Here is a 25,930-nt window from a genome sequence, read left to right as displayed (position 1 = left end):
TGTGCTTACGATCTACAACACGCTCACCAAGAGCAAAGAAGTCTTCAAGCCGCTGGATGGCAACAAGGTCCGCATGTACGTCTGCGGCATGACCGTGTACGACTACTGCCACATTGGTCATGGTCGCAGCATGGTCGCCTTCGACCTGGTGACCCGCTGGCTGCGGTTCAGCGGTTATGACCTGACCTACGTGCGCAACATCACCGACATCGAAGACAAGATCATCAACCGTGCCCGTGAAAACGGCGAGCCTTACGATGCGCTGACCGAGCGCATGATCAAGGCCATGCACGAGGATGAGGCGCGCCTCAATATCCTCAAGCCGGACCTGGAGCCTCGTGCCACGGACCACATCCCTGGCATGCTGAGCATGATCCAGACCTTGATCGACAAGGGCTACGCCTACGCACCGGGCAATGGCGACGTGTACTACCGCGTCGCCAAGTTCATGGGCTACGGCAAGCTGTCGCGCAAGAAGATCGAAGACCTGCGCATCGGCGCGCGTATCGAAGTCGACGAGTCGAAACAGGACCCGCTGGACTTCGTGCTGTGGAAAGCCGCCAAGCCGGGTGAGCCGAGCTGGGAGTCGCCGTGGGGCGCCGGGCGTCCGGGCTGGCACATCGAATGCTCGGTGATGTCCACCTGCTGCCTGGGCGAGACCTTCGACATTCATGGCGGCGGCAGCGACCTGGAGTTCCCGCACCACGAAAACGAAATCGCCCAGAGTGAAGCGGCCACCGGCAAGACCTACGCCAACGCGTGGATGCATTGCGGCATGATCCGGATCAACGGCGAGAAGATGTCCAAGTCCTTGAACAACTTCTTCACCATCCGCGACGTGCTCGACAAGTACCACCCGGAAGTCGTGCGTTACCTGCTGGTGTCGAGCCACTACCGCAGCGCCATCAACTACTCGGAAGACAACCTCAAGGACGCCAAGGGTGCCCTGGAGCGTTTCTATCACGCGTTGAAGGGCCTGCCGAGCGTGCCGGCCGCCGGTGGCGAAGCGTTCGTGGCGCGTTTCACCGAAGTGATGAACGACGACTTCGGCACGCCGGAAGCGTGTGCGGTGCTGTTCGAAATGGTGCGTGAGATCAACCGCCTGCGTGAGAGCGATCTCAATGCCGCGGCCGGTCTGGCGGCCCGCCTGAAACAACTGGCCAGCGTACTGGGTGTGCTGCAACTCGAAGCCGATGACTTCCTGCAGGCCGGTGCCGAAGGCCGCGTGGACGCCGCCGAAGTCGAGGCGTTGATCCAGGCGCGTCTGACTGCACGCGCCAACAAGGATTGGGCCGAATCCGACCGCATCCGCGACCAGCTCACCGCCATGGGCGTGGTGCTGGAAGATGGGAAGGGCGGCACGACCTGGCGTCTGGCGGACTAAGTCCTTACGCAGTACCCACTGTGGGAGCGAGCCTGCTCGCGATGGCGGAGTGTCAGACAACATTTTTGTCGACTGATACACCGCTATCGCGAGCAGGCTCGCTCCCACAGTTTTTTTGCATGCCAACCCTGGCAATCATTATTTTATGAGCTAGTACTGTCAGGTCGATTCGACGTTCCCTCTGTCAGGAGTCTTCCATGTTGGCTCATTGGTCTCTTGCGGCAATCCATCTGCTGGCCTTCGCCCTCGGGTTCTGGGCGGTGCTGACGCGCGGCACGGCGCTGCGACGCCTGGCGAGCGGTGTGGATGCGGTTCGGAGTGTCTTGGTCGCGGACAACCTGTGGGGCCTGTCGGCGCTGGTGTTGTTGGTGACTGGTGGGATGCGGGCGTTTGGCGGGTACGAAAAAGGCACGGATCATTACCTGCACCAACCGCTGTTTCACCTGAAGATGACCTTGCTCCTGCTGATCCTGTTGCTTGAGATCGCGCCAATGATCGCCCTGATCAAATGGCGGATGGCGCTGGGCAAAGGGGCTGCGATCGATCCTTCGAAAGCCGGCCGGTTTGCACGGATCAGCCACATCGAAGCCTTGTTGCTGATCTTGATGGTGATCGCCGCCACGGGCATGGCGCGGGGCGTGAGCCTGGGTTGACCGTCCGCGAACGCCCGCTTCGTCATCATTAAAACGAAACGTCTGACAGCCATGCTAAGCGCCATGTCATTAGTATCGGTTCAATGGGCTGGACGAAAAAAGTGGGGTGGGCAGGGTGATGCACGGTCGACCAGAATCTTTAGCCAGCCATTGCGGCGATGCAAACGGGCTGGCTACGGACTGCAGCAAGGCTCAGGGAGTTTGCGGCTTGTCGGGGGCAGTGAGGCCCGCCTGAATACGCTGGTAAATCTCTTCGCGATGCACCGCAACGTTTTTCGGGGCGTTGATGCCGATCCGGACCTGTTGGCCGCTTACGCCCAGAATGGTGATCGTGATGTCGTCACCAATGTTTATGCTTTCACCGACTTTGCGGGTGAGTATCAGCATGGTGTTCTCCTTGATTGCTTTATAGGGCACCTGATTCAGACAGTGCAGATGTCGGTACTGCTTATAGATTAGTGCTAAGTGTCACAATGTGGGTGCCTCTTTCTGACGTGCAGATGCTGCATTAATTCCCAGGGTGCGACTATACAGAGACGCCGGGCAGGATTCTCGTGTTTTGAGCATTGTTTGCGGCGATCTTGAGGGGCACGGGTGCTAAAATCCGTGCCTCATGTCTTCCGGGGGAAACGTTGTGCGCAAATTGGCTTGGGTTATTGCGGTATTGGTGCTGGCAGGATGCGGTGAGGGGCGTGACGTCGAAGCACCGAACCCCAAACCCGTAGCGACCTCCGCACCGGCCGCCGCTGCCGCGCCGCAGTGGGCCGTCGAGGTTCGCGGCGAAACGCCGCAGGCAGTCAGCGACCTGACCGGCTGGCTCATCGAACACAGCTTCATGTCGAACGTGGTGCGGGAAAACGGCAAGGAGCGCGTCCTGGTCGGTCCTTTCAGCTCCAAGGCTGAGGCCGAAGCCAAGCAGGAACAGGTGACGGCTGCCCTGGTCCGGGCGAAAAAACGCAACATCGAGACGTTGGTGGTGGATTACCCGACGGCCCAGTAAACGGGCTGCGCAAACAAGTCAGTCAAGCCACAAAACCTGTGGGAGCGAGCTTGCTCGCGATAGAGGTATGCCAGTCAACATCACCGTTGGCTGGTCCACCGCTATCGCGAGCAAGCTCGCTCCCACAATTGATTTGTGCTGTTCGCAAATGCCTCGTCAGCCGCAGGCCTTCAAATTCACCGGCCCCACGAACTCGTTGCCACGGCCCATGACGCACGCCACGCTCTGGTTGCGCTGGCGCTCCCAGCTTTCGACCGGGTAGGTCTTGTCCCAGGCTTCATACAGGCGCCGGTCCTGTTTCGAGAGGCGCAGGTCATATTGCTTGCTCATGTAGAAATAGGTCCGGGCGATCATGCCCCGGATAGAAGGGCGGGGCATGACCTTCTTGGCCTTGAAGTCCACCTGGGTCAGGCATGAGCCGTACTGACCTTTCTGCACCGGCAGCCAGCCGAAACTGAAATTGCTCCGATCACCATTCACTTCCCCGATGCTCGGCACCAGGTTGTGCAGGTCGGCCTCGGCCCGTTGGTAGACCGGGTCATGGCGGGTGCAGTTCTTGCGACCCCCTTGTTGCCAGCATTGACGCTGATGGCCGATCTGCCACGCCGGGACAATATGCTCCCACTCGATGCGAGCGGCGCGGCTGGCATTCTTGCGCGGTACATAACCGCAGGCGGCCAGGTTCACGCGATTGCCGGTGTATTTGCAGCCACAGTAGAACTCGGTGGATTGTGGTGCGTAGAGTTTCCAGGCGACTTTCTTGGCTTCGTTGAAGGTGCGCGGCGCACCGGCCTGTGCGCCCATGGCGATAAACACAAGCAAAAAAGCTAAACAGCGAACACTCATCAGGCTCAATCTTCCTTCGGCACAACCCAGAAAACCTGCACACCACCATCGTCGCGATAGGCGAGGGTCACGTTGTCGTTCTCGTCGATTTCTTCCAGCAGGCGCTCCCACTCATCCACCGGTTCGTCGGGAAGACGGAAGATCAGGGCTGCCTTGGCTTTTTGCGCGGTGGGGGCGTTGATGATTTTCGAGACCCGCAGGCCGAGTCGTGTATAGGAATCTAAAGGGGTAGTTGCAGCGGAGGGCGTGGCCACAGGATTATCCTTATTAAGCTGTACGTGTATACAGTATTTAACCGTAGGCAATTACGCAACTGCTTAAAATTCAAGAAAATCGTCTGACAGCACTTTTTTCGTTTTGGTGTAGGGGAAAGGAATTTTTTATTGGCTGGAATCAACGGGTGGATCAACCGTTCTGGCCTGCGGCGGATTTGCGCAGCGCTAAAGAACTGGCCTCGGCGGTCAGTCCGCAGCTACCCTGAAGGCCTTGAGCGAGGCGAGTACCGAGGCCGCCGCACAGGCGTAGGCCTATTCAACCCCGGAAGCCAGGACTGCGGCGGTCAATACGACGGCTTGAACTGCGACGTTGCGGATGAAACCGCAACGTTGACAAATCCCTGAACCCTTACCATAGTTCACTTCACGCAAACGTTTGCGCGGCGTTCCGTGCATTGATTTGCTCACAATAATCATAAGATCGGAGTGAACCCATGAAGTTGCCATTCGCTGGACGCCTTCTCGCTGTTGCCATGCTCGCGGCCGCATCCGCTGCGCTGCCTATCTCCTCGGCATTCGCCCAGACCGCAGAAAAACCCAAGGTCGCCCTGGTCATGAAATCCCTGGCCAACGAATTCTTCCTGACCATGGAAGACGGCGCCAAGGCGTATCAGAAGGAACACTCCGCCGATTTCGACCTGATCTCCAACGGGATCAAGGATGAAACCGACACCGCCAACCAGATCCGCATCGTCGAGCAGATGATCGTGTCCAAGGTCGATGCCCTGATCATCGCGCCAGCGGATTCCAAGGCCATGGTGCCGGTGATCAAGAAAGCCGTCGACGCTGGCATCACCGTGATCAACATCGATAACCAGCTCGATCCGGCCGTCGTCAAAAGCAAGAACATCAATGTGCCGTTCGTAGGCCCGGACAACCGCAAAGGGGCGCGCCTGGTGGGCGAGTACCTGGCCAAGCAGCTCAAGGCCGGTGACGAAGTCGGCATCATCGAAGGCGTCTCCACCACCACCAATGCCCAGGCACGCACCGCGGGCTTCAAGGATGCGATGGAAGCGGCGCAGGTCAAGGTCGTTTCCCTGCAATCGGGCGACTGGGAAATCAACAAGGGCAACCAGGTTGCCGCGTCGATGCTCAGCGAATACCCGAACATCAAGGCACTGCTGGCCGGTAACGACAGCATGGCGGTCGGCGCTGTATCGGCCGTGCGCGCGGCGGGCAAGGCGGGCAAGGTGCAGGTAGTCGGCTACGACAACATCAATGCCATCAAGCCGATGCTCAAGGATGGTCGTGTCCTGGCGACGGCCGACCAGTTCGCCGCCAAGCAGGCCGTGTTCGGCATCGAGACGGCGCTGAAGATCCTCAAGGGCGAAAAAGTCGACAGCGGTATCAACGGCGTTATCGAAACTCCGGTCGAGCTGGTGACCAAGTAGTTATCCTGGCGACACAACGGTGCTCGCCCATCCGGGCGAGCGCATTGGAGAGTTTGTTATGTCCGTTCTCGACCCGAACGCTGTCCTGTGCGTCAGCGGTATCGGCAAGACCTATGCCCAGCCGGTACTGACCGATATCAACCTGACGTTGATGCGCGGTGAAGTGCTGGCGCTGACCGGTGAAAATGGCGCCGGCAAAAGTACTTTGTCCAAGATCATCGGCGGGCTGGTGACGCCGACGACCGGGCAGATGCAATTTCAAGGTCAGGATTATCGCCCTGGCAGTCGGACCCAGGCTGAAGAGCTGGGCGTGCGCATGGTGATGCAGGAACTCAACCTGCTGCCGACCCTTTCCGTGGCCGAAAACCTGTTTCTCGACAACCTGCCCAGCCACGGTGGCTGGATCAGTCGCAAGCAATTGCGCAAGGCGGCCATCGAGGCCATGGCCCAGGTAGGGCTCGATGCAATCGATCCCGACACGTTGGTCGGCGAACTGGGGATCGGTCACCAGCAGATGGTCGAGATCGCCCGTAACCTGATCGGCGACTGCCATGTGCTGATTCTCGATGAGCCGACGGCGATGCTGACGGCCCGTGAAGTCGAGATGCTCTTTGAACAGATCACTCGTCTGCAGGCTCGCGGCGTGTCGATCATCTACATTTCCCATCGCCTCGAAGAACTGGCGCGGGTCGCCCAGCGCATTGCCGTGCTGCGCGATGGCAACCTGGTCTGCGTCGAGCCGATGGCCAACTACGACAGCGAGCAACTGGTGACCCTGATGGTTGGCCGGGAGCTGGGCGAGCATATCGACCTGGGTCCACGCCAGATCGGCGCGCCGGCGCTGACCGTTAAAGGCCTGACACGCTCCGACAAGGTCCGTGACGTGTCCTTTGAAGTGCGCAGTGGCGAGATCTTCGGTATCTCCGGCCTGATCGGGGCAGGGCGCACCGAACTGTTGCGGCTGATCTTCGGTGCCGATACCGCCGACAGCGGCACGGTGGCGCTGGGTTCGCCGGCCCAGGTCGTGAGCATTCGCTCCCCGTCTGATGCGGTGGCCCATGGCATTGCGTTGATCACCGAAGACCGCAAGGGTGAAGGCCTGCTGCTGACCCAGTCCATCGCCGCCAACATTGCCCTGGGCAACATGCCGGAGATTTCCAGCGCCGGCCTGGTCAACGGCGGCGCCGAACTGGCCTTGGCGCAGCGGCAGGTCGATGCCATGCGCATCCGCAGCTCCAGCCCGACCCAGTTGGTGTCCGAGTTGTCGGGCGGCAACCAGCAGAAAGTCGTGATCGGGCGTTGGCTCGAACGCGATTGCGCGGTCATGTTGTTCGATGAGCCGACCCGTGGCATCGACGTCGGCGCCAAATTCGACATTTATGCGCTGCTCGGCGAGCTGACGCGCCAGGGCAAGGCGCTGGTCGTGGTGTCCAGTGATCTGCGGGAGCTGATGTTGATCTGTGACCGGATCGGTGTGCTGTCCGCCGGACGCCTGATCGACACCTTCGAGCGCGACAGCTGGACCCAGGATGACTTGCTTGCCGCCGCATTCGCCGGCTACCAGAAACGTGATGCGTTGCTCAATGAAGCAGCGCCTAGGGATTTTTCATGAAAACCGCATCTGCCGTCGGCAAATCGAGTGGCAATTTCTATGGCCTCGGGACCTACCTGGGCCTGGCTGGCGCGCTGCTGGCCATGATCGCGCTGTTCTCGACCCTGAGCAGCCATTTTTTGTCCTATGACACCTTCAGCACCTTGGCCAACCAGATTCCGGACCTCATGGTGCTGGCGGTCGGCATGACGTTCATCCTGATCATCGGTGGCATCGACCTGTCGGTGGGGTCGGTGCTGGCGCTTGCTGCATCGACGGTCAGCGTGGCCGTGCTCGGCTGGGGCTGGAGCGTCTGGCCATCGGCCTTGCTCGGCATGGCCGTGGCGGCGCTGGCGGGTACGGTCACCGGTTCGATCACCGTGGCGTGGCGGATCCCATCGTTCATCGTCTCCCTCGGCGTGCTGGAAATGGCCCGGGGCCTGGCGTACCAGATGACCGGCTCGCGGACTGCCTACATCGGCGACTCGTTCGCCTGGCTGTCCAATCCCATTGCCTTTGGCATCTCACCTTCGTTCATCATCGCCTTGCTGGTGATCTTCATTGCCCAGGCAGTGCTGACCCGTACCGTGTTCGGCCGCTACCTGATCGGCATCGGCACCAATGAAGAGGCCGTGCGCCTGGCCGGCATCAATCCCAAGCCTTACAAAATCCTGGTGTTCAGCCTGATGGGTTTGCTGGCCGGTGTGGCCGCGCTGTTCCAGATTTCCCGTCTGGAAGCGGCGGATCCGAACGCCGGTTCAGGGCTTGAGCTGCAAGTCATCGCTGCCGTGGTCATCGGTGGCACCAGCCTGATGGGTGGGCGCGGCTCGGTCATCAGCACTTTCTTTGGCGTGCTGATCATCTCCGTGCTGGCGGCGGGCCTGGCGCAGATCGGCGCTACTGAACCGACCAAGCGCATCATTACCGGTGCGGTGATCGTGGTGGCGGTCGTGCTCGATACCTATCGCAGCCAGCGCGCCAGTCGGCGGGGCTGAACCATGGCGACGATCAAGGATGTAGCAGCGCTCGCCGGAATTTCCTACACCACCGTGTCCCACGTGGTGAACAAGACGCGGCCGGTCAGCGAGGAGGTGCGGCTCAAGGTCGAGGCGGCCATCGAGCGCCTGGACTACGTGCCCAGCGCCGTGGCCCGCTCGCTCAAGGCCAAGACCACGGCGACCATCGGCCTGCTGGTGCCCAACAGCCTCAACCCTTACTTTGCCGAGTTGGCCCGGGGTATCGAGGATTACTGTGAGCGCAACGGCTATTGCGTGATCCTGTGCAACTCCGACGACAACCCGGACAAGCAACGCAGCTACCTGCGGGTGCTGCTGGAAAAACGCATCGACGGCCTGATCTTCGCGTCCGCCGGCGGTGATGTCGGCCTGGCCGAGGGGCTGTCCAACGTGCGCACGCCCATGGTGATCGTCGACCGTGGGCTCGAGGGCGTCGACGCAGACCTGGTGCGCATCGATCATGAATACGGCGCTTACCTGGCGACCCGGCACCTGCTTGAGCTGGGTCACCGCGATATCGCCTTCATCGGTGGCCCGGCCAACACCAGCGTGGCGCAAATGCGCTTGGCCGGTTACTGCCGTGCGTTGAAAGAGGCCGGGATCGAGCTGCCCGTCGAGCGCATGCTCGAGAGCGATTTCACCAGTACCGGTGGCTACCGCGCCGCTGCGCAATTGCTTGAACAGCAGCCGCCGAGTGCGATTTTCGCGGCCAACGACATGATCGGCATCGGTGTGTTGCGCGCCGCCGCTGAACGCAACGTGCGCGTGCCCAGTGAACTGTCGGTCATCGGTTTCGATGACATCCAGATGAGCCGTTATGTCTACCCGGCGTTGACCACTGTCGGGCAGTCGATCCTGCAGCTCGGCGAGATGGCGGCCGAAGTGCTGCTGCGACGAATTGCGACGCCGGGCCTTGCCACCGAGCAGCGGATCGTGACGCCGAGTATTGTCCTGCGAGAGTCGACTGCACCGCTGTCCGGTACATTCGCCCAATACCGCTGAACCGAATTGATGAGTAGTGATGTATGCCAGCAAAAGTAGTGGTAATAGGCAGCCTGAACATGGACCTGGTGACCCGGGCGCCGCGTCTGCCGCGCGGTGGTGAAACACTGATCGGCGAGTCGTTCTCCACCATCCCGGGCGGCAAGGGGGCCAACCAGGCGGTGGCCGCCGCGCGCCTGGGGGCGCAGGTATCGATGGTTGGTTGCGTGGGCAATGATGCCTACGGCGAACAATTGCGTAACGGGCTGTTGGCCGAGGGCATCGACTGCCAGGCGGTCAGCGTGGTGGAGGGGGTCAGTGGTGTGGCGCTGATCGTCGTCGACGACAACAGCCAGAATGCGATCGTTATCGTTGCCGGTGCCAACGGTGCGCTCACCGCCGAGGTCCTGGACAGTGTCGATGAAGTGCTGCAAAGCGCCGATGTCATCATCTGCCAGCTCGAAGTGCCGGATGCCACCGTCGGCCACGCCCTCAAGCGCGCTCGTGAGTTGGGCAAAATCGTCATCCTCAACCCGGCGCCAGCCTCCCGGACATTGCCGGCCGACTGGTACGCCTGCATCGACTACCTGATTCCCAATGAAAGCGAAGCAGCGGTGCTGAGCGGCCTGGTGGTGGATTCCCTGGAAACCGCCGAAGCCGCCGCGGCGCATCTGATCGCCGCGGGCGCCGGCAAGGTGATCGTGACCCTGGGGGCCCAGGGGTTGATGTTCGCCAACGGCGCCAGTTTCGAACACTTCCCGGCCCTGCGGGTCAAGGCAGTGGACACCACGGCGGCCGGAGACACCTTTGTCGGCGGTTTCGCGGCAGCCCTGGCCAGCGGCAAAAGCGAGGTCGATGCGATTCGTTTCGGCCAGGCCGCCGCCGCGCTGTCGGTCACCCGCGCGGGCGCGCAGCCTTCAATCCCCACGTTGCTGGAAGTACAGGCTTTCAAATCATGAAAAAGACGCCGTTGTTGAATGTGGCACTGTCACGACTGATCGCTTCCCTGGGCCATGGCGACAAGGTGGTCATCGGTGATGCCGGCCTGCCCGTGCCGCCCCAGGTCGAATTGATCGACCTGGCCCTGACCCATGGCATTCCTGACTTTGTCAGCACCTTGAAGGTGGTGCTCAGCGAAATGCAGGTGGAAAGCCATGTCCTGGCCGAGGAGATCCTCGATAAACAACCGTCGGCCCTGACGACCCTGGAGGCGCTGCATGCCGAGGGTGCGCTGGGTGATCGGGCGCTGGTCAGCCATGAACAATTCAAGATCATCAGCCGACAGGCGCGGGCGATCATTCGCACAGGCGAGTGCTCTCCGTACTGCAATATCGTGCTGGTCGCTGGAGTGACGTTCTAACCCTGTTCAACCCTGCACAAGGAGTGCGCCATGCACCGCTATGCTCAGAAAATGCATCAACTGATCCGGAGTCTGCTGCTTTTGTCATTGATCACCGCTACGAGCGCCCAGGCGGCGGAAAAAATCGACCTGATCATCGACACCGATCCAGGAGCCGATGACGTGGTGGCGCTGTTGTTCGCCCTGGCGTCGCCCGAGGAGCTGCATATCCGCGCGCTGACCACCGTCGCCGGCAATGTGCGCCTGGACAAGACCTCTCGCAACGCTCGCCTGGCCCGGGAATGGGCCGGGCGCGAAGACGTGCCCGTGTATGCCGGGGCGCCGAAACCGTTGATGCGTACGCCGATCTACGCGGAAAACATCCATGGCAAGGAAGGCCTGTCGGGTGTCACCGTACATGAGCCGAAGAAGGGGTTGGCCGAAGGCAATGCCGTCAACTACCTGATCGACACCCTCAAGGCCGCCAAGCCCCACAGCATCACCATTGCCATGCTTGGCCCGCAGACCAACCTGGCCCTGGCGCTGGTGCAGGAGCCCGACATCGTCCAGGGCATCAAGGAAGTGGTGATCATGGGCGGTGCGCATTTCAACGGCGGCAATATCACGCCGGTGGCTGAATTCAATCTGTTTGCCGACCCGCAGGCGGCCGAGGTGGTGGCCAAGAGCGGCGTGAAGCTGACATACCTGCCGCTGGACGTGACCCACAAGATCCTCACCAGCGAAGCGCGCCTGAAGCAGATCGCGGCGCTGAACAACAATGCCAGCAAGCTGGTGGGCGATATCCTCAACGAATACGTCAAGGGCGACATGGAGCACTACGGCATGACAGGCGGGCCGGTGCATGATGCGACGGTGATTGCCTATCTGCTCAAGCCGCAGTTGTTCACTGGTCGTTCGGTCAATGTCGTCGTGGACAGTCGCGAGGGCCCGACGTTCGGGCAGACCATCGTCGACTGGTACGATGGCCTGAAAGCACCGAAGAACGCGTTCTGGGTGGAAAACGGTGATGCCCAGGGCTTCTTCGACCTGCTGACCGAGCGCCTGGCGCGCCTCAAGTAACCTGCCTGGCTATGCGCCCGCAGGTTGGGCCTGCGGGTGCGTGAGCATCAGTCCACGGCGTCGACGACGCTCGGGTAGCGTTCGAATGCCTGCTGGATGAAGTTGCGGGCGACCTCCGTCCCCAGTTCCCTCACCAGCAATTCTATGCCGATGATTGCCAGTTCCTCGGGGCTGCTCGGGCTATAGGAGCTATGGCCCTCCGACCATTTGGCATTGATGGTGGCTTCGATGCTGACGGTGCTCATGGTAGGGCTCGCGAGTTGGAGGGCTGTAGGTGGAGTTAAGCATTTTTGCCCCCGGTTTGGCACTGCGACTTAGGCATTGGAGGAGGGCTGTGCGACACTCTTTTTTTTTGTTTTTAAAGGAGCCCCGCCGTGCAGATCGATTTGAACGCTCCGGATGGCCTGACCCTCGAGACGGTTCGCCAATTGCTGGCCTCGGCCAGTGATGACGAGCATACCCAGTTGCGCGTGACCAAGGGCGGTATCGCCTATTTGTCCTCGGGTGTGGTCGGTGGCGCTGACATCGATGGTTTGCTGTTTCGGCTCGAGACCTGGGCGAAGGGCTCGGGATACGTCGGGCGGGTCGCTGCCAGCGACGAGGTCTGGGTCATGCAGATCTACAATGCGCTGAAGGATAACTGGCCCAATCCTCCGTTCGATTACATCGACGTTTATTGAGCGGTGTTCATATTCAGTCACGATTCATGTCTGAACAGCGCTGGCGGCTCAGGCAAACTGCCGGTTTTCCGGATGAGCCAGATACTCACAGTGTTGAAACCAAGCGCCGTTTGGGTTGTCGCACGCTCTCTGTTTATCTATCGAAAAAAGGAGGCTTCATGCCTTGGAAGCTCGCGTCATTGAGTACTTTGCTGGCCGCCATGTTCTTGAGCGGTTGCAGCACCTCTGAATCGACCCCCGATCCCGTGGCGACCGAGACCGGTCACAGCCGCTGCGAAGCAAAGGCTGCCGAGTTCGCCATTGGCAAGCAGGCCTCGCCACAATTGCTGGAGCAGGCCCGTACCCGTGCCGGCGCGCAGATTGCCCGGATCCTCAAGCCCAACGACATGGTGACGCTTGAGTACCGCTCCGATCGCCTGAACCTCAATACCGATGCCAACCTGGTGGTCAACCGGGTGAACTGCGGCTGACAGGCGGTTTTCAATCGCCCATAAAAAACCCCGTCACATGGACGGGGTTTTTTTAGTGCGCCGAGAAATTACTCTGGGCGAACCTGTGCAGCTTGCATACCCTTTTGGCCTTTCTCAGCCACGAAGGAAACGGTCTGGCCTTCTTTCAGGCTTTTGAAACCGTCGCTTTCGATAGCTTTGAAGTGTACGAACAGGTCGTCACCGCCACCTTGAGGAGTGATGAAGCCGAAGCCTTTTTCATCGTTGAACCATTTAACGGTGCCGGTTTGGCGATTAGACATGGTGTATCTCCAAGAAACATATATTTTCAGTGTACTGTGCTGCTCAGGCCAACTGGGCACACCCGGGTATCATAGTCGAAATGTTCGATTTGGGACCCCCCCAGACGCGCTGTTTGCCAATCAGTCGTGTTTACTTTACCGCCTTTACCCGCTGAAAGGCCCGGTTTTAAAGGCTTTCAGCCGAAAGTAAAGACGATAAAAAAAGCTGTAAAACCTGAATAAATCGTTCAAAAAAGCCTGAAATCAGTGTTTTTCAACCCTGCCGGGCCCGTTCAGCAAGCCTGCTTTCTCACTTTTTCGCCTTGTTGTCGGCCTTGCATTTTGCGATCTGGCCCAGTGCTTTTTGCTGCAGCTCCGGGGTGGCCTTGTTGTCCATCAAGGCCTGGATGTCCGCGGCTGGATAGGACTTGATCGCATCGGCACCACAGGCGCAATGAGCCTTGGCAGCGGCCGGGCCGATCTGGGGCGTTGCCGCCTCGGTGCATTGAGCCATGTATTTTTCGCGCTCGCCTTTGGGCCAGTCGGCATGGGCGGTCAGTGGGAGCAGCAGGGCGAGGGGGGCGACTACTGCAAACAATGTATTGAGACGCATGCGAAGATGCTCCTTTCGGGTCGATGTCTTGATATCTGAGGCGTTGCGCTCGGTTCAGTTCAGCACTCTGGCATAAAAACCGTGGATTTACGCCTGCTTCAATTCGAGCGCGGCGATGACCGTTCATCTGTGCTAGCATGCCGGGCTCGGGTATTTCCAGGCTGCGGATGACAACTCGTCCCGGCGGCAAATGTTCGAATAACCCTGATTTGAATCCCAGTCACTCTGGTTCGGTTTTCCCGGTTGGCCGCAAGGCTCCTGCCGCTGTAAGGCAGGCGTTCGTCATTGAATGGCCTGGACTGGATCTTGTACTGGCTCATCCCAACCCACGTGACCTTTGGTAGGGGTCACCACTAGGAGAGGAGGCGCCATGCCAACTATTACTCTTCCCGACGGCAGTCAACGTTCATTCGATCACCCGGTTTCCGTAGCCGAGGTCGCCGCATCCATCGGCGCGGGCCTGGCCAAGGCCACCCTGGCCGGCAAGGTCAACGGCAAGCTGGTCGACGCCAGTGACGTCATCGACAGCGACGCCACGCTGCAAATCATCACGCCAAAGGATGAAGAGGGGCTGGAGATCATTCGCCACTCTTGCGCGCACCTGGTCGGCCATGCGGTCAAGCAGCTGTACCCGAGCGCGAAGATGGTCATCGGCCCGGTCATCGACGAAGGCTTCTATTACGACATCGCCTTCGAGCGTCCTTTCACGCCGGAAGACATGGCGGCCATCGAACAGCGCATGCAGCAGCTGATCGAGAAAGATTACGACGTCATCAAGAAAGTCACCCCGCGCGCCGAAGTCATCGAAGTCTTCAAGGCCCGTGGCGAGGACTACAAGCTGCGTCTGGTGGAAGACATGCCGGACGAGCAGGCCATGGGCCTGTACTACCACGAAGAATACGTCGACATGTGCCGTGGGCCGCACGTGCCGAACACGCGTTTCCTGAAGTCCTTCAAGCTGACCAAGCTGTCCGGCGCCTACTGGCGTGGCGACGCGAAGAACGAGCAGTTGCAGCGCGTCTATGGCACTGCCTGGGCGGACAAGAAGCAACTGGCGGCCTACATCCAGCGCATCGAAGAAGCCGAGAAGCGCGATCACCGCAAGATCGGCAAGCGCCTGGGCCTGTTCCATACCCAGGAAGAGTCCCCGGGCATGGTGTTCTGGCACCCGAACGGCTGGACCCTGTACCAGGTGCTCGAGCAGTACATGCGCCAGGTCCAGCGTGAGAACGGCTATCTGGAAATCAAGACGCCGCAAGTGGTGGACCGCAGCCTGTGGGAGAAATCCGGGCACTGGGCCAACTACGCCGACAACATGTTCACCACCCAGTCGGAAAACCGCGACTACGCCATCAAGCCGATGAACTGCCCATGCCACGTGCAGGTGTTCAACCAGGGCTTGAAGAGCTACCGCGAGCTGCCGATGCGCCTGGCCGAGTTCGGTGCCTGCCACCGCAACGAGCCGTCGGGTGCGTTGCACGGCATCATGCGCGTGCGGGCATTCACCCAGGACGATGCGCACATCTTCTGCACCGAAGAGCAGATGCAGGCCGAATCCGCCGCCTTCATCAAGCTGACCATGGATGTCTATCGGGACTTCGGCTTCACCGAAGTCGAAATGAAGCTGTCCACTCGTCCGGAAAAACGCGTTGGCTCCGACGAGCTGTGGGATCGCGCCGAAGCGGCCCTGGCCGCCGCCCTTGATAGTGCGGGCCTTGCGTACGACCTGCAGCCGGGCGAAGGGGCCTTCTACGGTCCGAAAATCGAATTCTCGCTGAAAGATTGCCTCGGTCGTGTGTGGCAGTGTGGTACCTTGCAGCTCGATTTCAACCTGCCGATCCGTCTGGGCGCTGAATATGTGTCCGAAGACAACAGTCGCAAGCACCCGGTCATGCTTCACCGCGCGATCCTCGGTTCGTTCGAGCGTTTCGTCGGGATTCTGATCGAACACTACGAGGGTGCGTTCCCTGCGTGGCTGGCGCCGACCCAGGCAGTGATCATGAATATCACTGATAAACAGGCAGATTTTGCCGCCGAAGTCGAAAAAACTCTCAATCAAAGCGGATTTCGTGCCAAGTCCGACTTGAGAAATGAAAAGATCGGCTTTAAAATCCGCGAGCATACTTTGCTCAAGGTTCCCTTTCTCTTGGTTATTGGAGATCGGGAGGTCGAGATGCAGACTGTCGCTGTGCGTACTCGTGAAGGTGCTGACCTGGGCTCGATGCCCGTCGCCGAATTCGCTGAGTTTCTCGCGCAAGCGGTTTCCCGGCGTGGTCGCCCAGATTTGGAGTAATTATTATTAAGCGTGAAATGAGACAAGATAAACGAGCTGCACCGAAAGCCCCGATCAACGAGAATATCTCGGCACGCGAGGTTCGGTTAATTGGCGCTGACGGCGAGCAGATTGGCATCGTCTCGATTGATGAAGCGCTTCGTATTGCTGAAGAAGCCAAGCTTGATCTGGTAGAAATTTCCGCAGACGCAGTCCCACCGGTTTGCCGGGTGATGGACTACGGCAAGTCGATCTTCGAGAAGAAGAAGCAGATTGCCGCGGCGAAGAAAAACCAGAAGCAGATTCAGGTAAAAGAAATCAAGTTTCGTCCAGGGACGGAGGAAGGGGATTACCAGGTAAAACTGCGCAACCTGGTACGTTTCCTGAGTGACGGGGACAGGGCCAAGGTATCCTTGCGATTCCGCGGCCGTGAGATGGCCCACCAGGAGCTGGGGATGGAACTCCTCAAGCGGGTTGAACAAGACCTGCTCGAGTACGGTTCGGTCGAACAGCATCCTAAGATGGAAGGACGCCAGCTGATCATGGTCATCGCCCCGAAAAAGAAGAAGTAATCACCAGGGCACGGCAGGCCTTGCGATTATGTTTATCAACTGAATGCGGAGTATCCGAACATGCCAAAGATGAAGACCAAAAGTGGTGCTGCTAAGCGGTTTCTGAAAACTGCTAACGGTATCAAGCACAAGCACGCTTTCAAGAGCCACATCCTGACCAAAATGTCGACCAAGCGTAAGCGTCAACTGCGCGGTAGCAGCTTGCTGCATCCGTCTGACGTGGCAAAAGTCGAGCGCATGCTGCGCCTTCGTTAATTTTTGGATCAAGAATAGAGGAAGTAACTCATGGCTCGTGTAAAGCGTGGCGTCATTGCCCGTAAGCGTCACAAAAAAATTCTGAAACTTGCTAAAGGCTACTACGGCGCGCGTTCCCGCGTATTCCGTGTTGCCAAGCAAGCGGTAATCAAGGCAGGCCAATACGCCTACCGTGACCGTCGTCAGAAAAAACGTCAGTTCCGCGCTCTGTGGATCGCTCGTATCAATGCTGGTGCTCGTGTTAACGGTCTGTCCTACAGCCGTTTCATCGCTGGCCTGAAAAAAGCGTCCATCGAGATCGACCGTAAGGTTCTGGCTGATCTGGCAGTGAACGAAAAAGCGGCGTTTGCTGCGATTGTCGAGAAAGCTAAAGCCACCTTGGCTTAAGTACCCCCGGCAGTCACCTGGGCCTACATCTGTGGGCCCAGGTGTCAAACGTCATAAATAGGGGAAGAGCCTTAAAGCTCTTCCCCTATTTCGTATCTGGAGTCTGTACATGGAAAACCTGGACGCGCTGGTCGCTCAAGCACTAGAGGCTGTGCAAAGCGCTGAAGATATCAATGCCCTGGAGCAAATCCGGGTTCACTACCTTGGCAAGAAGGGCGAGTTGACTCAGGTGATGAAGACCCTGGGGAACCTGCCGGCCGAAGAGCGTCCGCAGGTCGGTGCGCTGATCAACGTTGCCAAGGAGCGTGTCACAGAGGTCCTCAATGCGCGCAAGGCGCTGTTCGAGGAGGCGGATCTGGCCGCCAAGCTCGCCGACGAGTCCATCGACGTGACCCTGCCTGGCCGTGGCCAGACTTCCGGCGGCCTGCATCCGGTGACCCGGACGCTGGAACGCATCGAGCAGTTCTTCACCCACATCGGCTACGGCATTGCCGAAGGCCCTGAGGTCGAAGACGACTACCACAACTTCGAAGCGCTCAACATCCCAGGCCATCACCCGGCCCGGTCGATGCACGACACCTTCTATTTCAACGCGAACATGCTGTTGCGCACCCATACCTCGCCGGTACAGGTCCGCACCATGGAATCGCAACAGCCGCCGATCCGCATCGTCTGCCCAGGCCGTGTGTACCGCAGCGACTCCGATATCACCCACTCGCCGATGTTCCACCAGGTCGAAGGCCTGCTGGTTGATCGCGACATCAATTTCGCCGACCTGAAAGGAACGATCGAAGAGTTCCTGCGGGTGTTCTTCGAAAAAGAACTGGCCGTGCGTTTCCGCCCTTCGTACTTCCCGTTCACCGAGCCATCGGCTGAAGTCGACATGGAATGCGTGATGTGCAGCGGTAAAGGCTGCCGCGTCTGCAAGCAGACTGGCTGGCTGGAAGTCATGGGTTGCGGCATGGTTCACCCGAACGTGCTGCGTATGTCCGGGATCGATCCGGAAGAGTTCTCCGGCTTTGCTTTCGGCATGGGCGTCGAGCGCCTGGCCATGCTGCGTTACGGTGTGAATGACTTGCGCCTGTTCTTCGACAACGACTTGCGATTCCTTGCGCAATTTCGCTAGGGCTTGTACGAAAAGTCGCCGAGCGGCGATCAGGCAAGGCGAAAACAGGCGAGGAAGCGGAGTCTACTGGTTGTAAATGAGCATTCCGAGCCTGTTTTCAACGCAGCATGATCGTCGCGCAGGCACTTTACGTACAAGGCCTAGGTCGCAGTCCGTAACGAATCTATTAGGGGAGCAGGATGAAATTCAGTGAACAATGGCTGCGCGGCTGGGTAAGCCCGCAGGTAAGTCGGGACGAGCTGGTTGCTCGCCTGTCGATGGCCGGCCTTGAGGTCGATAGCGTCACGCCGGCCGCCGGTGATTTCAGTGGTGTAGTCGTGGGCGAGGTGCTGGGCACCGAGCAGCACCCGGACGCTGACAAACTGCGGGTTTGCCAGGTCAGCAATGGCGCGGAAACCTTTCAGGTGGTCTGCGGCGCGCCCAACGTGCGCCCGGGCCTGAAGATCCCGTTCGCCATGATCGGTGCCGAACTGCCGGGCGACTTCAAGATCAAGAAAGCCAAGCTGCGTGGCGTCGAGTCCAACGGCATGTTGTGCTCCCAGGCCGAACTGCAGATTGGCGAAGGCAACGATGGCCTGATGGAACTCCCGGCGGATGCGCCGGTTGGCCAGGACATCCGTGAATACCTGGGCCTGGACGATGCGAGCATCGAGGTCGACCTGACGCCGAACCGTGGCGATTGCCTGTCCCTGGCCGGCCTGGCCCGTGAAGTCGGCGCGTTGTATGCCGCTCCCGTGACGCGCCCCGTGGTTGCGAGCGTGCCGGCCGTGCACGACGAAGTGCGTTCGATTGAAGTCCTCGCGCCGGCCGCGTGCCCGCGTTACCTGGGCCGTGTGATCCGTAACGTCGACCTGTCCAAGCCGACGCCGCTGTGGATGGTCGAGCGCCTGCGTCGCGCCGACGTGCGCAGCATCGACGCCGCTGTCGACATCACCAACTATGTGATGCTGGAGCTGGGGCAGCCGCTGCATGCGTTCGATCTCGCCGAAATCAACGGTGGCATCCGCGTACGCATGGCCGAAGAGGGTGAGAAGCTGGTGCTGCTCGACGGCCAGGAAGTGACCCTGCGCAGCGACACCCTGGTGATTGCCGACCACTCCCGTGCCCTGGCAATCGCTGGCGTAATGGGCGGCGAGCACAGTGGTGTCTCCACGACGACCCGCGATGTGTTCCTGGAAAGTGCGTTCTTCGACCAGATCGCCGTTGCTGGCAAGGCCCGCTCCTATGGCCTGCACACCGACGCCTCGCACCGTTACGAGCGTGGTGTGGACTGGCAACTGGCCCGTGAAGCCATGGAGCGCGCCACAGGCCTGCTGCTGGACATCACCGGTGGTGAAGCCGGCCCGATCATCGAGACTGTCAGCGAACAGCACCTGCCCAAGATTGCCCCGGTCACCCTGCGTGCCCAGCGCATCACCCAGATGCTGGGCATGGAAATGGACCCGGCCGAAGTCGAACGCCTGCTCAGCGCCCTGGGCCTGAACATCAGCGCCGATGGGGCAGGGCAGTGGCGCGTCGAAGTGCCAAGCCATCGCTTCGATATCAGCCTGGAAGTCGACCTGATCGAAGAACTGGCCCGCTTGTACGGCTACAACCGCCTGCCGGTTCGCTACCCGCAAGCACGCCTGGCCCCGCAGGCCAAGGCTGAAGCCCGCAGCGACCTGCCGGAACTGCGCCGCCTGCTGGTGGCCCGTGGGTATCAGGAAGCGATCACCTACAGCTTCATCGATCCTCGTCAGTTCGAGCTGTTCAATCCGGGTGTCGAGCCGCTGTTGTTGGCCAATCCGATTTCCAACGACATGGCCGCCATGCGCTCGTCCCTGTGGCCAGGCCTGGTCAAGTCGCTCCAGCACAACCTGAACCGCCAGCAGGATCGCGTGCGGCTGTTCGAAAGCGGCCTGCGTTTTGTCGGTCAACTGGAAGGCTTGAAGCAAGAGCCGATGCTGGCCGGTGTCGTCTGTGGCAGCCGCTTGCCGGAAGGCTGGGCGCAAGGTCGCGATGTCGTCGACTTCTTCGACGTCAAGGCTGACGTCGAAGCGGTGCTGGGCTTCGCCGGCGCGCTCGACGCATTCACTTTCGTCCCGGGCAAGCACCCGGCGCTGCACCCGGGGCAGACCGCACGCATCGAGCGAGACGGGCGTGAAGTCGGCTATGTCGGTGCCATTCACCCGGAATTGTCGAAAACCCTGGGCCTTGATCGTCCAGTCTTCGTTTTCGAGCTGGTTCTGGCCGAGGTGGCACTGGGGAAAATGCCGAAATTCCAGGAGTTATCGCGCTTTCCTGAAGTGCGTCGTGACCTGGCGTTGCTGGCCGACCGTGAGGTTGCTTCCAGTGCTGTACTGGACGTAATCCGTGAAAATGCAGGCGAATGGCTGACGGACCTCAGGCTATTTGACGTGTATCAGGGTAAAGGCATTGATCCGCATAGAAAAAGCCTTGCAGTCGGCTTGACCTGGCAGCATCCATCGCGCACTCTTAATGACGATGAGGTGAATACCGCAACGCAGAATATCCTCACCTCGCTCGAAACCAGGTTGAACGCCACGTTAAGGAAGTGACGTATGGGGGCTCTGACGAAAGCTGAGATGGCGGAACGTCTGTATGAGGAGCTGGGCCTGAATAAACGGGAGGCCAAAGAATTGGTCGAACTGTTTTTCGAAGAAATCAGGCACGCTCTGGAAGACAACGAACAGGTCAAATTGTCCGGTTTCGGCAATTTCGACCTGCGGGACAAACGCCAGCGGCCTGGCCGCAATCCGAAAACGGGAGAAGAAATCCCGATCACGGCTCGCCGTGTGGTCACCTTTCGTCCAGGGCAGAAGTTGAAGGCCCGAGTTGAGGCTTATGCTGGAACCAAGTCATAACGACGAACTACCCGTCATCCCGGGCAAACGCTACTTCACCATTGGTGAAGTCAGCGAGCTGTGTGCGGTAAAACCACACGTGCTGCGCTATTGGGAGCAGGAGTTTCCTCAACTCAACCCGGTCAAGCGCCGCGGAAACCGTCGGTATTATCAGCGCCAAGACGTGCTGATGATCCGGCAGATCCGCGCGCTGCTCTATGACCAGGGGTTCACCATCGGCGGAGCGCGTCTGCGCCTCTCCGGTGATGAGGCCAAAGACGATACAACCCAGTACAAACAGATGATCCGCCAGATGATCGCCGAGCTCGAAGATGTACTGGTGGTGCTCAAGAAATAAATTTCTGCTTTTAAATACTTCCAGTTTTCAAAAGCTTGCGATATATTCCTGAGCGTTCCGTTGAGAAGCGGAACAAGATTCACGCCTAGTCGGGGCGTAGCGCAGTCCGGTAGCGCACTAGCATGGGGTGCTAGGGGTCGAGTGTTCGAATCACTCCGTCCCGACCATATTTTTCAATGACTTAGCCCAACCTGAAAAGGTTGGGCTTTTTCATGTCTGAAAAATTACTACCACATTTACTCCCTCGGATATTCTGGATCGCGAAAAGTTATGCCGCGATGGTCTCGTTAGCTTGTGCTGTGTGGTATTTGCCGGTGCCCGCGCAATCCGGGTGATGTCAGCCACGTCGACAATGCCTGGGTGGCTGAGCTGAAAATCCAAAGCCGTTTCCAACGTTCCTGCCTCATCCACCAGCTTCTGTCATGGACGAAACGGCCCCAGTGCTCATCCGACAATACCTCTGGCTATCGCAGCTTACCTTGAAGCGCTGTTGCGAGAATCGGTCATGGCCGACAACGCCACGGAGGTCGCTGCTGTGCGCGTCTCTACACCTAACTTCACATACACATGTTCCAGATGTTTGTTCACGGTGCGTGGGCTCAGATCGAGAATGGTGCCGATGTCGCGGTTGGTCTTGCCGCAGGCGACCCAGCGCAGAACCTCGACTTCCCGACCGGTGAGCTGAAAGCGTGCCGACAGCACCCTGTGCGCCGGCTCGTCGTCCAGGCTCGGCGCGGCTGGCTGTGACGCCGCTCGGGCCGAGAGCAGGATGCGCGAGGTGCGCAGGTGCGCGGCGACCCGGGCCAGCACTTCGTCGGTCTGGATCGGCTTGGTCACGTAGTCGCTGCCACCCACTTCAAAGCCCTGGACCACATGCCTGCTTTCCGTCAACGCGGTCATGAACAGCACCGGAATATCGGCGTTGGCCGGGTGCTCCTTGATCCGCCGGCAGGTCTCGAAGCCGTCCAGGCCCGGCATCATCGCATCCAGCAGGATCAGGTCCGGACGCCGACGTTCGATGCGGTTCAGGGCGCTGAGCCCGTCGAGGGCCACCAGCACCATGTAGCCGGCATCGTTGAGGGCGTCGGAGAGCATGGCGAGGTTGTCCGGGGTGTCGTCCACAATCAGCACGACACCGGGTTCAGCGACTGTGGTCAGTGCATTCATCTTCTGCCTCCTTGAGGGCGCGGTTGATTTCGTCCAGGCGAAAGTTTTTCAGCAGCTTGCGTAGCGAACTGATGAAAGGGGCGGTGGCTGGCGTTTCGGCCTGGATGGCGTCGAGTTTTTCGTGCAGACCGCGTACGTAGCCGATGGCGCTGAGTTCGCCGAGGGCGATGAGGTCAGGCTGGGAGGGCAATATCCCCGGTTCGGGGAATGTCGCAGGGGCTGGTTGTTCGCGGCGCAGCCAGTGCAGGTCGAGCTGTTTCTGGATCCGTTCGAGCAGCTCCGGGGTGTGTACCGGCTTGGCAAGGTAGTCGTTGCAGGCACTGGCCAGGCTGCGCTCGCGCTCGTCGTTAAAGGCATTGGCCGATATCACGATGATCGGTGCCGTGGACAACGCATTGCGGCGGATCAGCCGACTGGTTTCCCAGCCATCCATCGTCGGCATCGACAGGTCCATGAGGATCAGGTCCGGCCCCAGCAGGGCGACCTGGCGAATCGCTTCCTGGCCGTTGCTGGCCTGGACCACTTCAAAGCCCAGGGGCGTGAGCATGCCGCTGAGGACCTTGCGATGGTCCACATGGTCGTCCACTACCAGCACCAGACGCCGCGGCCCCTGGTAGCCGATGATGTCGTGTTCGACATGGATCACCGCCTGCGGCACCCGTACTTGCGAGAGAAACAGGCGCACCTGGAAACAGGTGCCCTTGTCCTGCTGACTCTTGACCTGCAACTCGCCGCCCATAAGCGAGGTGAGCATGCGGGTAATGGTCAGGCCCAGGCCAACGCCCTTGTCCTGGCGCATCAGATCGCCGCGTTCGAAAGGCTGGAAGATTCGCTCGATGTGCTCGGGGTCGATGCCGATACCCGTGTCGATGATGTCGAAGGTTGCCGTCTCGCGCATGTAACTGACCCGCAGGCAGACCTCGCCGCTGTCGGTGAAGTTGACCGCATTGCCCAACAGGTTGATGAGGATCTGCCGGACGCGCTTTTCGTCGCCTCGCACCACCGCCGGCATCTTGCCGATCAGCTCCAGGCGAAAGCGCAACCCTTTGTCCCGGGCTTGTGGGGTGAACATCAGCTCCAGATCGTGAATCAGTTCCGGGAAGGGGATTTCCGTCGCTTCCAGGCGCAGTTTGCCGGCCTCGATCTTGGCCACATCGAGCAGGCCGTCGATCAGCGACAGCAGGTGCGAGCCGCTGCGCAGGATGGTCGCCAGGGCATCCTGATGCTGCTCCGGCATGGCCGCGTCGCGCTGCAGGATCTGGGTAAAACCGAGGATGCTGTTCAACGGCGTACGCAGTTCGTGGGACAGTCCGGTGACGTAGCGACTCTTGGCCGCGTTGGCCGCCTCGGAAGCCTCCTTGGCATCTTGCAGGGCCTGGTCGGTCAAGCGGTGGGCTTCGATTTCCTGCATCAGCAGCTGGGTCTGGCGGTCCGATTCTTCCTGGGCCACGTGGCGGCTTTCCCGCGTCAGAACCACCCACCAGGCGAGGATGGCCGCCAGTACCGAGAGCGTCAGGAAGGCCTTGAAAAATGCCTGGTACAGCGTCGCCTGGGCTTGCGGCGAGTGGGGCAGCCCCTGGGACGCCTGGCCATAGATCAACGCCAGGGCGCCGCTGAGCATCAGGATCAGTGCGAGCAGCAGGCCCAGGTAATGCACTAGCCGGGTGTGCAGGCGTGGCACCGTTGCATTGGGCAGCAACCAATGCAACAGCGCTTCGAACTGTGCCGACAGACGCCCGTGGGGTTTGCAGCGATCGCCGCAACGCGCGTCCAGCGAACAGCAAAGTGAGCAGATGGGCGTGCTGTAGGCCGGACAGAAAGCCATGTCGGCGGTTTCGAACGGGTTGCTGCACAGGCCGCAGGTGATCTGCGTGCTCGGTGCCACCGGTTGCAGCAGTAGCGGATCGCTGGTGCGGGCGATGTAATAGCGGCTGCGGGTGGCCCAGGCCAGCAGCGGGGTCATGACCAGCGAGGTGCCGAGGGCGACGAAGGGCGGGGCGGCCTGGGCCAGCGCACCAAATAGACCGAAGTGGGCGAGGACCGACAGCAGCGAGGCAATCAGCATGGAGCCGACGCCCACCGGGTTGATGTCGTAGAGGTGAGCGCGCTTGAACTCGATGTGTTTCGGTGACAACCCCAAGGGTTTGTTGATCACCAGGTCGGCGACCACCGAGCCGATCCAGGCGATGGCGATGTTGGCGTAGAGACCGAGCACTTGGTCGATGACGTCGAATACCCCCAGCTCCATCAGCATCAGGGCAATCGCCACATTGAACACCAGCCAAACTACGCGGCCGGGGTGACTGTGGGTGACCCGGGCGAAAAAGTTCGACCAGGCCAGGGAGCCGGCGTAGGCGTTGGTCAGGTTGATCTTCATCTGCGAGACGAAGACGAACAGCACCATGGCCGCCAGGGCCCATTCTGGCGAGGCGAACACATAACCGAAGGCCACCAGGTACATCTGGGTCGGTTCCGTAGCGCGCTCGATGGGGATCTCGTGTTGCAGGGCGAGAAACGCCAGGAAGGCGCCAGCGAACATTTTCAGGGCGCCGGGCAGGATCCAGCCGGGGCCGGCGCAGAGTAGGGCGGCCCACCAGCGCTTGCGGTTGGCCGCGGTTTTTTCCGGCAGGAAGCGCAGGTAGTCGACCTGTTCGCCGATCTGCGTCACCAGGGACAGGGCCACGGTACAGGCCGCGCAAAACGCCAGCAGATTGAAGTCGCCGCCGCCGGTATCACGGCCCTGGAAACTGGTCCAGTCGCTGAAGGCCTCGGGGTTTTTCAGCAGCACAAACAGGTAGGGCAGCACCAGCAGCACCAGCCACAACGGCTGGGTCCAGAGTTGCAGGCGACTGATCAGGGTCACCCCATAGGCCACCAGGGGGATCACCAGCACAGAGCAGATCACATAGGCAAAGGCCAATGGGATATGGAAGTACAGCTCCAAGGCCAGGGCCATGATCGCAGCTTCCAGGGCGAAGAACAGAAAGGTGAAGCTGGCGTAGATCAGCGAGGTGATGGTCGAGCCGATGTAGCCGAAGCCGGCACCGCGGGTCAACAGGTCCATATCGACGCCGTAGCGGGCGGCGTAGTAGCTGACGGGCAGGCCGGTGAGGAAGATGATCAGGCTCACGGCGAGGATCGCCCAGAAGGTGTTGGTGAAGCCGTAGCTCAGGGCCAGCACCCCGCCAATCGCCTCCAGGGCCAGGAACGACACCGCGCCCAGGGCGGTGTTGGCGATGCGCAGTTCCGACCACTTGCGAAAGGACTTTGGTGTGTAACGCAGGGCGTAGTCTTCCATGGTTTCGTCGGCGACCCAGCTGTTGTAGTCGCGACGGATCTTGGCGATGCGCTGGGTGCCAGGTGGAAGCACG

28 protein-coding genes and 1 tRNA gene are annotated in these 25,930 nt (G+C 60.1%); 21 read left to right on the top strand and 8 right to left on the bottom strand.

All coding sequences use genetic code 11. The features are described from left to right. Position 1: 1 nt before the first annotated feature. Positions 2-1,384: a cysteine--tRNA ligase gene (gene cysS / locus ASC85_RS07325; RefSeq protein WP_057448809.1), complete on the top strand. Its 1,383-nt coding sequence runs from the start codon at positions 2-4 to the stop codon at positions 1,382-1,384. Positions 1,385-1,581: 197 nt separating this feature from the next. Continuing rightward, entirely contained in the window at positions 1,582-2,037 is a 456-nt protein-coding gene (locus tag ASC85_RS07320) for a DUF2214 family protein (RefSeq protein ID WP_057448808.1), read from the top strand. 192 nt (positions 2,038-2,229) lie between these two features. On the opposite strand, the gene csrA is transcribed toward ASC85_RS07320, so the two are convergent. Next, positions 2,230-2,424, bottom strand: coding sequence for a carbon storage regulator CsrA (gene csrA / locus ASC85_RS07315; protein WP_003179932.1), 195 nt, complete (start codon positions 2,422-2,424; stop codon positions 2,230-2,232). A gap of 247 nt (positions 2,425-2,671) precedes the next feature. Here csrA and ASC85_RS07310 point away from each other — a divergent pair, with 247 nt between their 5' ends. Then, the gene (locus ASC85_RS07310) at positions 2,672-3,037 is read left to right on the top strand and encodes an SPOR domain-containing protein (protein WP_057448807.1); all 366 of its coding nucleotides are present in this window, start codon (positions 2,672-2,674) and stop codon (positions 3,035-3,037) included. A 156-nt stretch (positions 3,038-3,193) separates the two neighbouring features. Here ASC85_RS07310 and ASC85_RS07305 read toward each other — a convergent pair whose 3' ends face one another. Beyond that, positions 3,194-3,883: an endonuclease gene (locus ASC85_RS07305; RefSeq protein WP_057448806.1), complete on the bottom strand. Its 690-nt coding sequence runs from the start codon at positions 3,881-3,883 to the stop codon at positions 3,194-3,196. A 5-nt stretch (positions 3,884-3,888) separates the two neighbouring features. Next, entirely contained in the window at positions 3,889-4,137 is a 249-nt protein-coding gene (locus ASC85_RS07300; RefSeq protein ID WP_025212909.1) for a DUF1654 domain-containing protein, read from the bottom strand. 455 nt (positions 4,138-4,592) lie between these two features. Between ASC85_RS07300 and ASC85_RS07295 the strand changes: the two genes are divergently transcribed. The 7 genes from ASC85_RS07295 to ASC85_RS07265 are packed head-to-tail and all read left to right on the top strand — an operon-like array spanning position 4,593 to position 11,556. Then, a complete protein-coding gene (locus ASC85_RS07295) occupies positions 4,593-5,549 on the top strand; it encodes a sugar ABC transporter substrate-binding protein (RefSeq protein WP_013693782.1) in 957 nt (318 codons plus the stop codon). Positions 5,550-5,607: 58 nt separating this feature from the next. Next, entirely contained in the window at positions 5,608-7,161 is a 1,554-nt protein-coding gene (locus ASC85_RS07290) for a sugar ABC transporter ATP-binding protein (RefSeq protein ID WP_057448805.1), read from the top strand. Further along, a complete protein-coding gene (locus ASC85_RS07285) occupies positions 7,158-8,135 on the top strand; it encodes an ABC transporter permease (protein ID WP_014337543.1) in 978 nt (325 codons plus the stop codon). The genes ASC85_RS07290 and ASC85_RS07285 overlap by 4 nt, the downstream gene beginning before the upstream one ends. Positions 8,136-8,138: 3 nt before the next feature. Next, entirely contained in the window at positions 8,139-9,158 is a 1,020-nt protein-coding gene (locus tag ASC85_RS07280) for a LacI family DNA-binding transcriptional regulator (protein WP_013693779.1), read from the top strand. Positions 9,159-9,181: 23 nt separating this feature from the next. Then, the gene (gene rbsK, locus ASC85_RS07275) at positions 9,182-10,096 is read left to right on the top strand and encodes a ribokinase (protein ID WP_057448804.1); all 915 of its coding nucleotides are present in this window, start codon (positions 9,182-9,184) and stop codon (positions 10,094-10,096) included. Next, the gene (gene rbsD, locus ASC85_RS07270; RefSeq protein WP_057448803.1) at positions 10,093-10,497 is read left to right on the top strand and encodes a D-ribose pyranase; all 405 of its coding nucleotides are present in this window, start codon (positions 10,093-10,095) and stop codon (positions 10,495-10,497) included. Before rbsK ends, rbsD begins: the two co-directional genes overlap by 4 nt. Before the next feature lie 30 nt (positions 10,498-10,527). Beyond that, complete coding sequence (locus tag ASC85_RS07265; protein ID WP_003203636.1) at positions 10,528-11,556, top strand: nucleoside hydrolase; 1,029 nt, start codon at positions 10,528-10,530, stop codon at positions 11,554-11,556. 47 nt (positions 11,557-11,603) lie between these two features. Here ASC85_RS07265 and ASC85_RS07260 read toward each other — a convergent pair whose 3' ends face one another. Further along, on the bottom strand, positions 11,604-11,801 hold the full coding sequence (locus ASC85_RS07260; RefSeq protein ID WP_003203634.1) for a hypothetical protein: 198 nt from the start codon (positions 11,799-11,801) through the stop codon (positions 11,604-11,606). 129 nt (positions 11,802-11,930) lie between these two features. Here ASC85_RS07260 and ASC85_RS07255 point away from each other — a divergent pair, with 129 nt between their 5' ends. Next, positions 11,931-12,236: a hypothetical protein gene (locus ASC85_RS07255; RefSeq protein ID WP_057448802.1), complete on the top strand. Its 306-nt coding sequence runs from the start codon at positions 11,931-11,933 to the stop codon at positions 12,234-12,236. Between the two features lie 158 nt (positions 12,237-12,394). Continuing rightward, positions 12,395-12,706: an I78 family peptidase inhibitor gene (locus ASC85_RS07250; RefSeq protein ID WP_057448801.1), complete on the top strand. Its 312-nt coding sequence runs from the start codon at positions 12,395-12,397 to the stop codon at positions 12,704-12,706. Positions 12,707-12,774: 68 nt separating this feature from the next. Here the strand turns inward: ASC85_RS07250 and ASC85_RS07245 are convergent, their stop codons facing one another. Beyond that, on the bottom strand, positions 12,775-12,987 hold the full coding sequence (locus ASC85_RS07245) for a cold-shock protein (protein ID WP_003179963.1): 213 nt from the start codon (positions 12,985-12,987) through the stop codon (positions 12,775-12,777). 289 nt (positions 12,988-13,276) lie between these two features. Continuing rightward, complete coding sequence (locus ASC85_RS07240) at positions 13,277-13,579, bottom strand: hypothetical protein (RefSeq protein WP_057448800.1); 303 nt, start codon at positions 13,577-13,579, stop codon at positions 13,277-13,279. A 370-nt stretch (positions 13,580-13,949) separates the two neighbouring features. Between ASC85_RS07240 and thrS the strand changes: the two genes are divergently transcribed. The 9 genes from thrS (at position 13,950) to ASC85_RS07195 (ending at position 21,559) form a co-directional block, all read left to right on the top strand. Then, a complete protein-coding gene (gene thrS, locus ASC85_RS07235; RefSeq protein ID WP_003203626.1) occupies positions 13,950-15,872 on the top strand; it encodes a threonine--tRNA ligase in 1,923 nt (640 codons plus the stop codon). After that, entirely contained in the window at positions 15,872-16,423 is a 552-nt protein-coding gene (gene infC, locus ASC85_RS07230; protein ID WP_169432615.1) for a translation initiation factor IF-3, read from the top strand. Before thrS ends, infC begins: the two co-directional genes overlap by 1 nt. A gap of 60 nt (positions 16,424-16,483) precedes the next feature. Then, positions 16,484-16,678, top strand: coding sequence for a 50S ribosomal protein L35 (gene rpmI / locus ASC85_RS07225; protein ID WP_002553160.1), 195 nt, complete (start codon positions 16,484-16,486; stop codon positions 16,676-16,678). Positions 16,679-16,708: 30 nt separating this feature from the next. Then, the gene (gene rplT / locus ASC85_RS07220) at positions 16,709-17,065 is read left to right on the top strand and encodes a 50S ribosomal protein L20 (RefSeq protein WP_002553161.1); all 357 of its coding nucleotides are present in this window, start codon (positions 16,709-16,711) and stop codon (positions 17,063-17,065) included. Between the two features lie 109 nt (positions 17,066-17,174). Next, positions 17,175-18,191, top strand: coding sequence for a phenylalanine--tRNA ligase subunit alpha (pheS, locus tag ASC85_RS07215; protein ID WP_057448799.1), 1,017 nt, complete (start codon positions 17,175-17,177; stop codon positions 18,189-18,191). A gap of 179 nt (positions 18,192-18,370) precedes the next feature. After that, on the top strand, positions 18,371-20,749 hold the full coding sequence (gene pheT, locus ASC85_RS07210; protein WP_057448798.1) for a phenylalanine--tRNA ligase subunit beta: 2,379 nt from the start codon (positions 18,371-18,373) through the stop codon (positions 20,747-20,749). 3 nt (positions 20,750-20,752) lie between these two features. Further along, entirely contained in the window at positions 20,753-21,055 is a 303-nt protein-coding gene (gene ihfA, locus ASC85_RS07205; RefSeq protein ID WP_002553164.1) for an integration host factor subunit alpha, read from the top strand. Next, positions 21,036-21,392 carry a MerR family transcriptional regulator gene (locus tag ASC85_RS07200; RefSeq protein ID WP_003179985.1) on the top strand — a complete coding sequence of 119 codons (357 nt, stop codon included), beginning with the start codon at positions 21,036-21,038 and terminating at the stop codon, positions 21,390-21,392. Before ihfA ends, ASC85_RS07200 begins: the two co-directional genes overlap by 20 nt. A 90-nt stretch (positions 21,393-21,482) precedes the next feature. Continuing rightward, positions 21,483-21,559, top strand: a tRNA-Pro gene (locus tag ASC85_RS07195). A gap of 307 nt (positions 21,560-21,866) precedes the next feature. Here ASC85_RS07195 and ASC85_RS07190 read toward each other — a convergent pair. Together ASC85_RS07190 and ASC85_RS07185 are read right to left on the bottom strand one after the other, a co-directional pair. Continuing rightward, entirely contained in the window at positions 21,867-22,559 is a 693-nt protein-coding gene (locus ASC85_RS07190) for a response regulator (RefSeq protein WP_013693775.1), read from the bottom strand. Next, a complete protein-coding gene (locus tag ASC85_RS07185) occupies positions 22,534-25,929 on the bottom strand; it encodes an ATP-binding protein (protein ID WP_057448797.1) in 3,396 nt (1,131 codons plus the stop codon). Before ASC85_RS07185 ends, ASC85_RS07190 begins: the two co-directional genes overlap by 26 nt. Between the last annotated feature and the right edge of the window lies 1 nt (position 25,930).

It is taken from the genome of Pseudomonas sp. Root401 (assembly GCF_001425105.1).
Classification (GTDB): domain Bacteria; phylum Pseudomonadota; class Gammaproteobacteria; order Pseudomonadales; family Pseudomonadaceae; genus Aquipseudomonas; species Aquipseudomonas brassicacearum.
The sequence above is the reverse complement of the archived record's forward strand: the minus strand, read 5'-3'. Positions and strand labels throughout refer to the sequence as shown.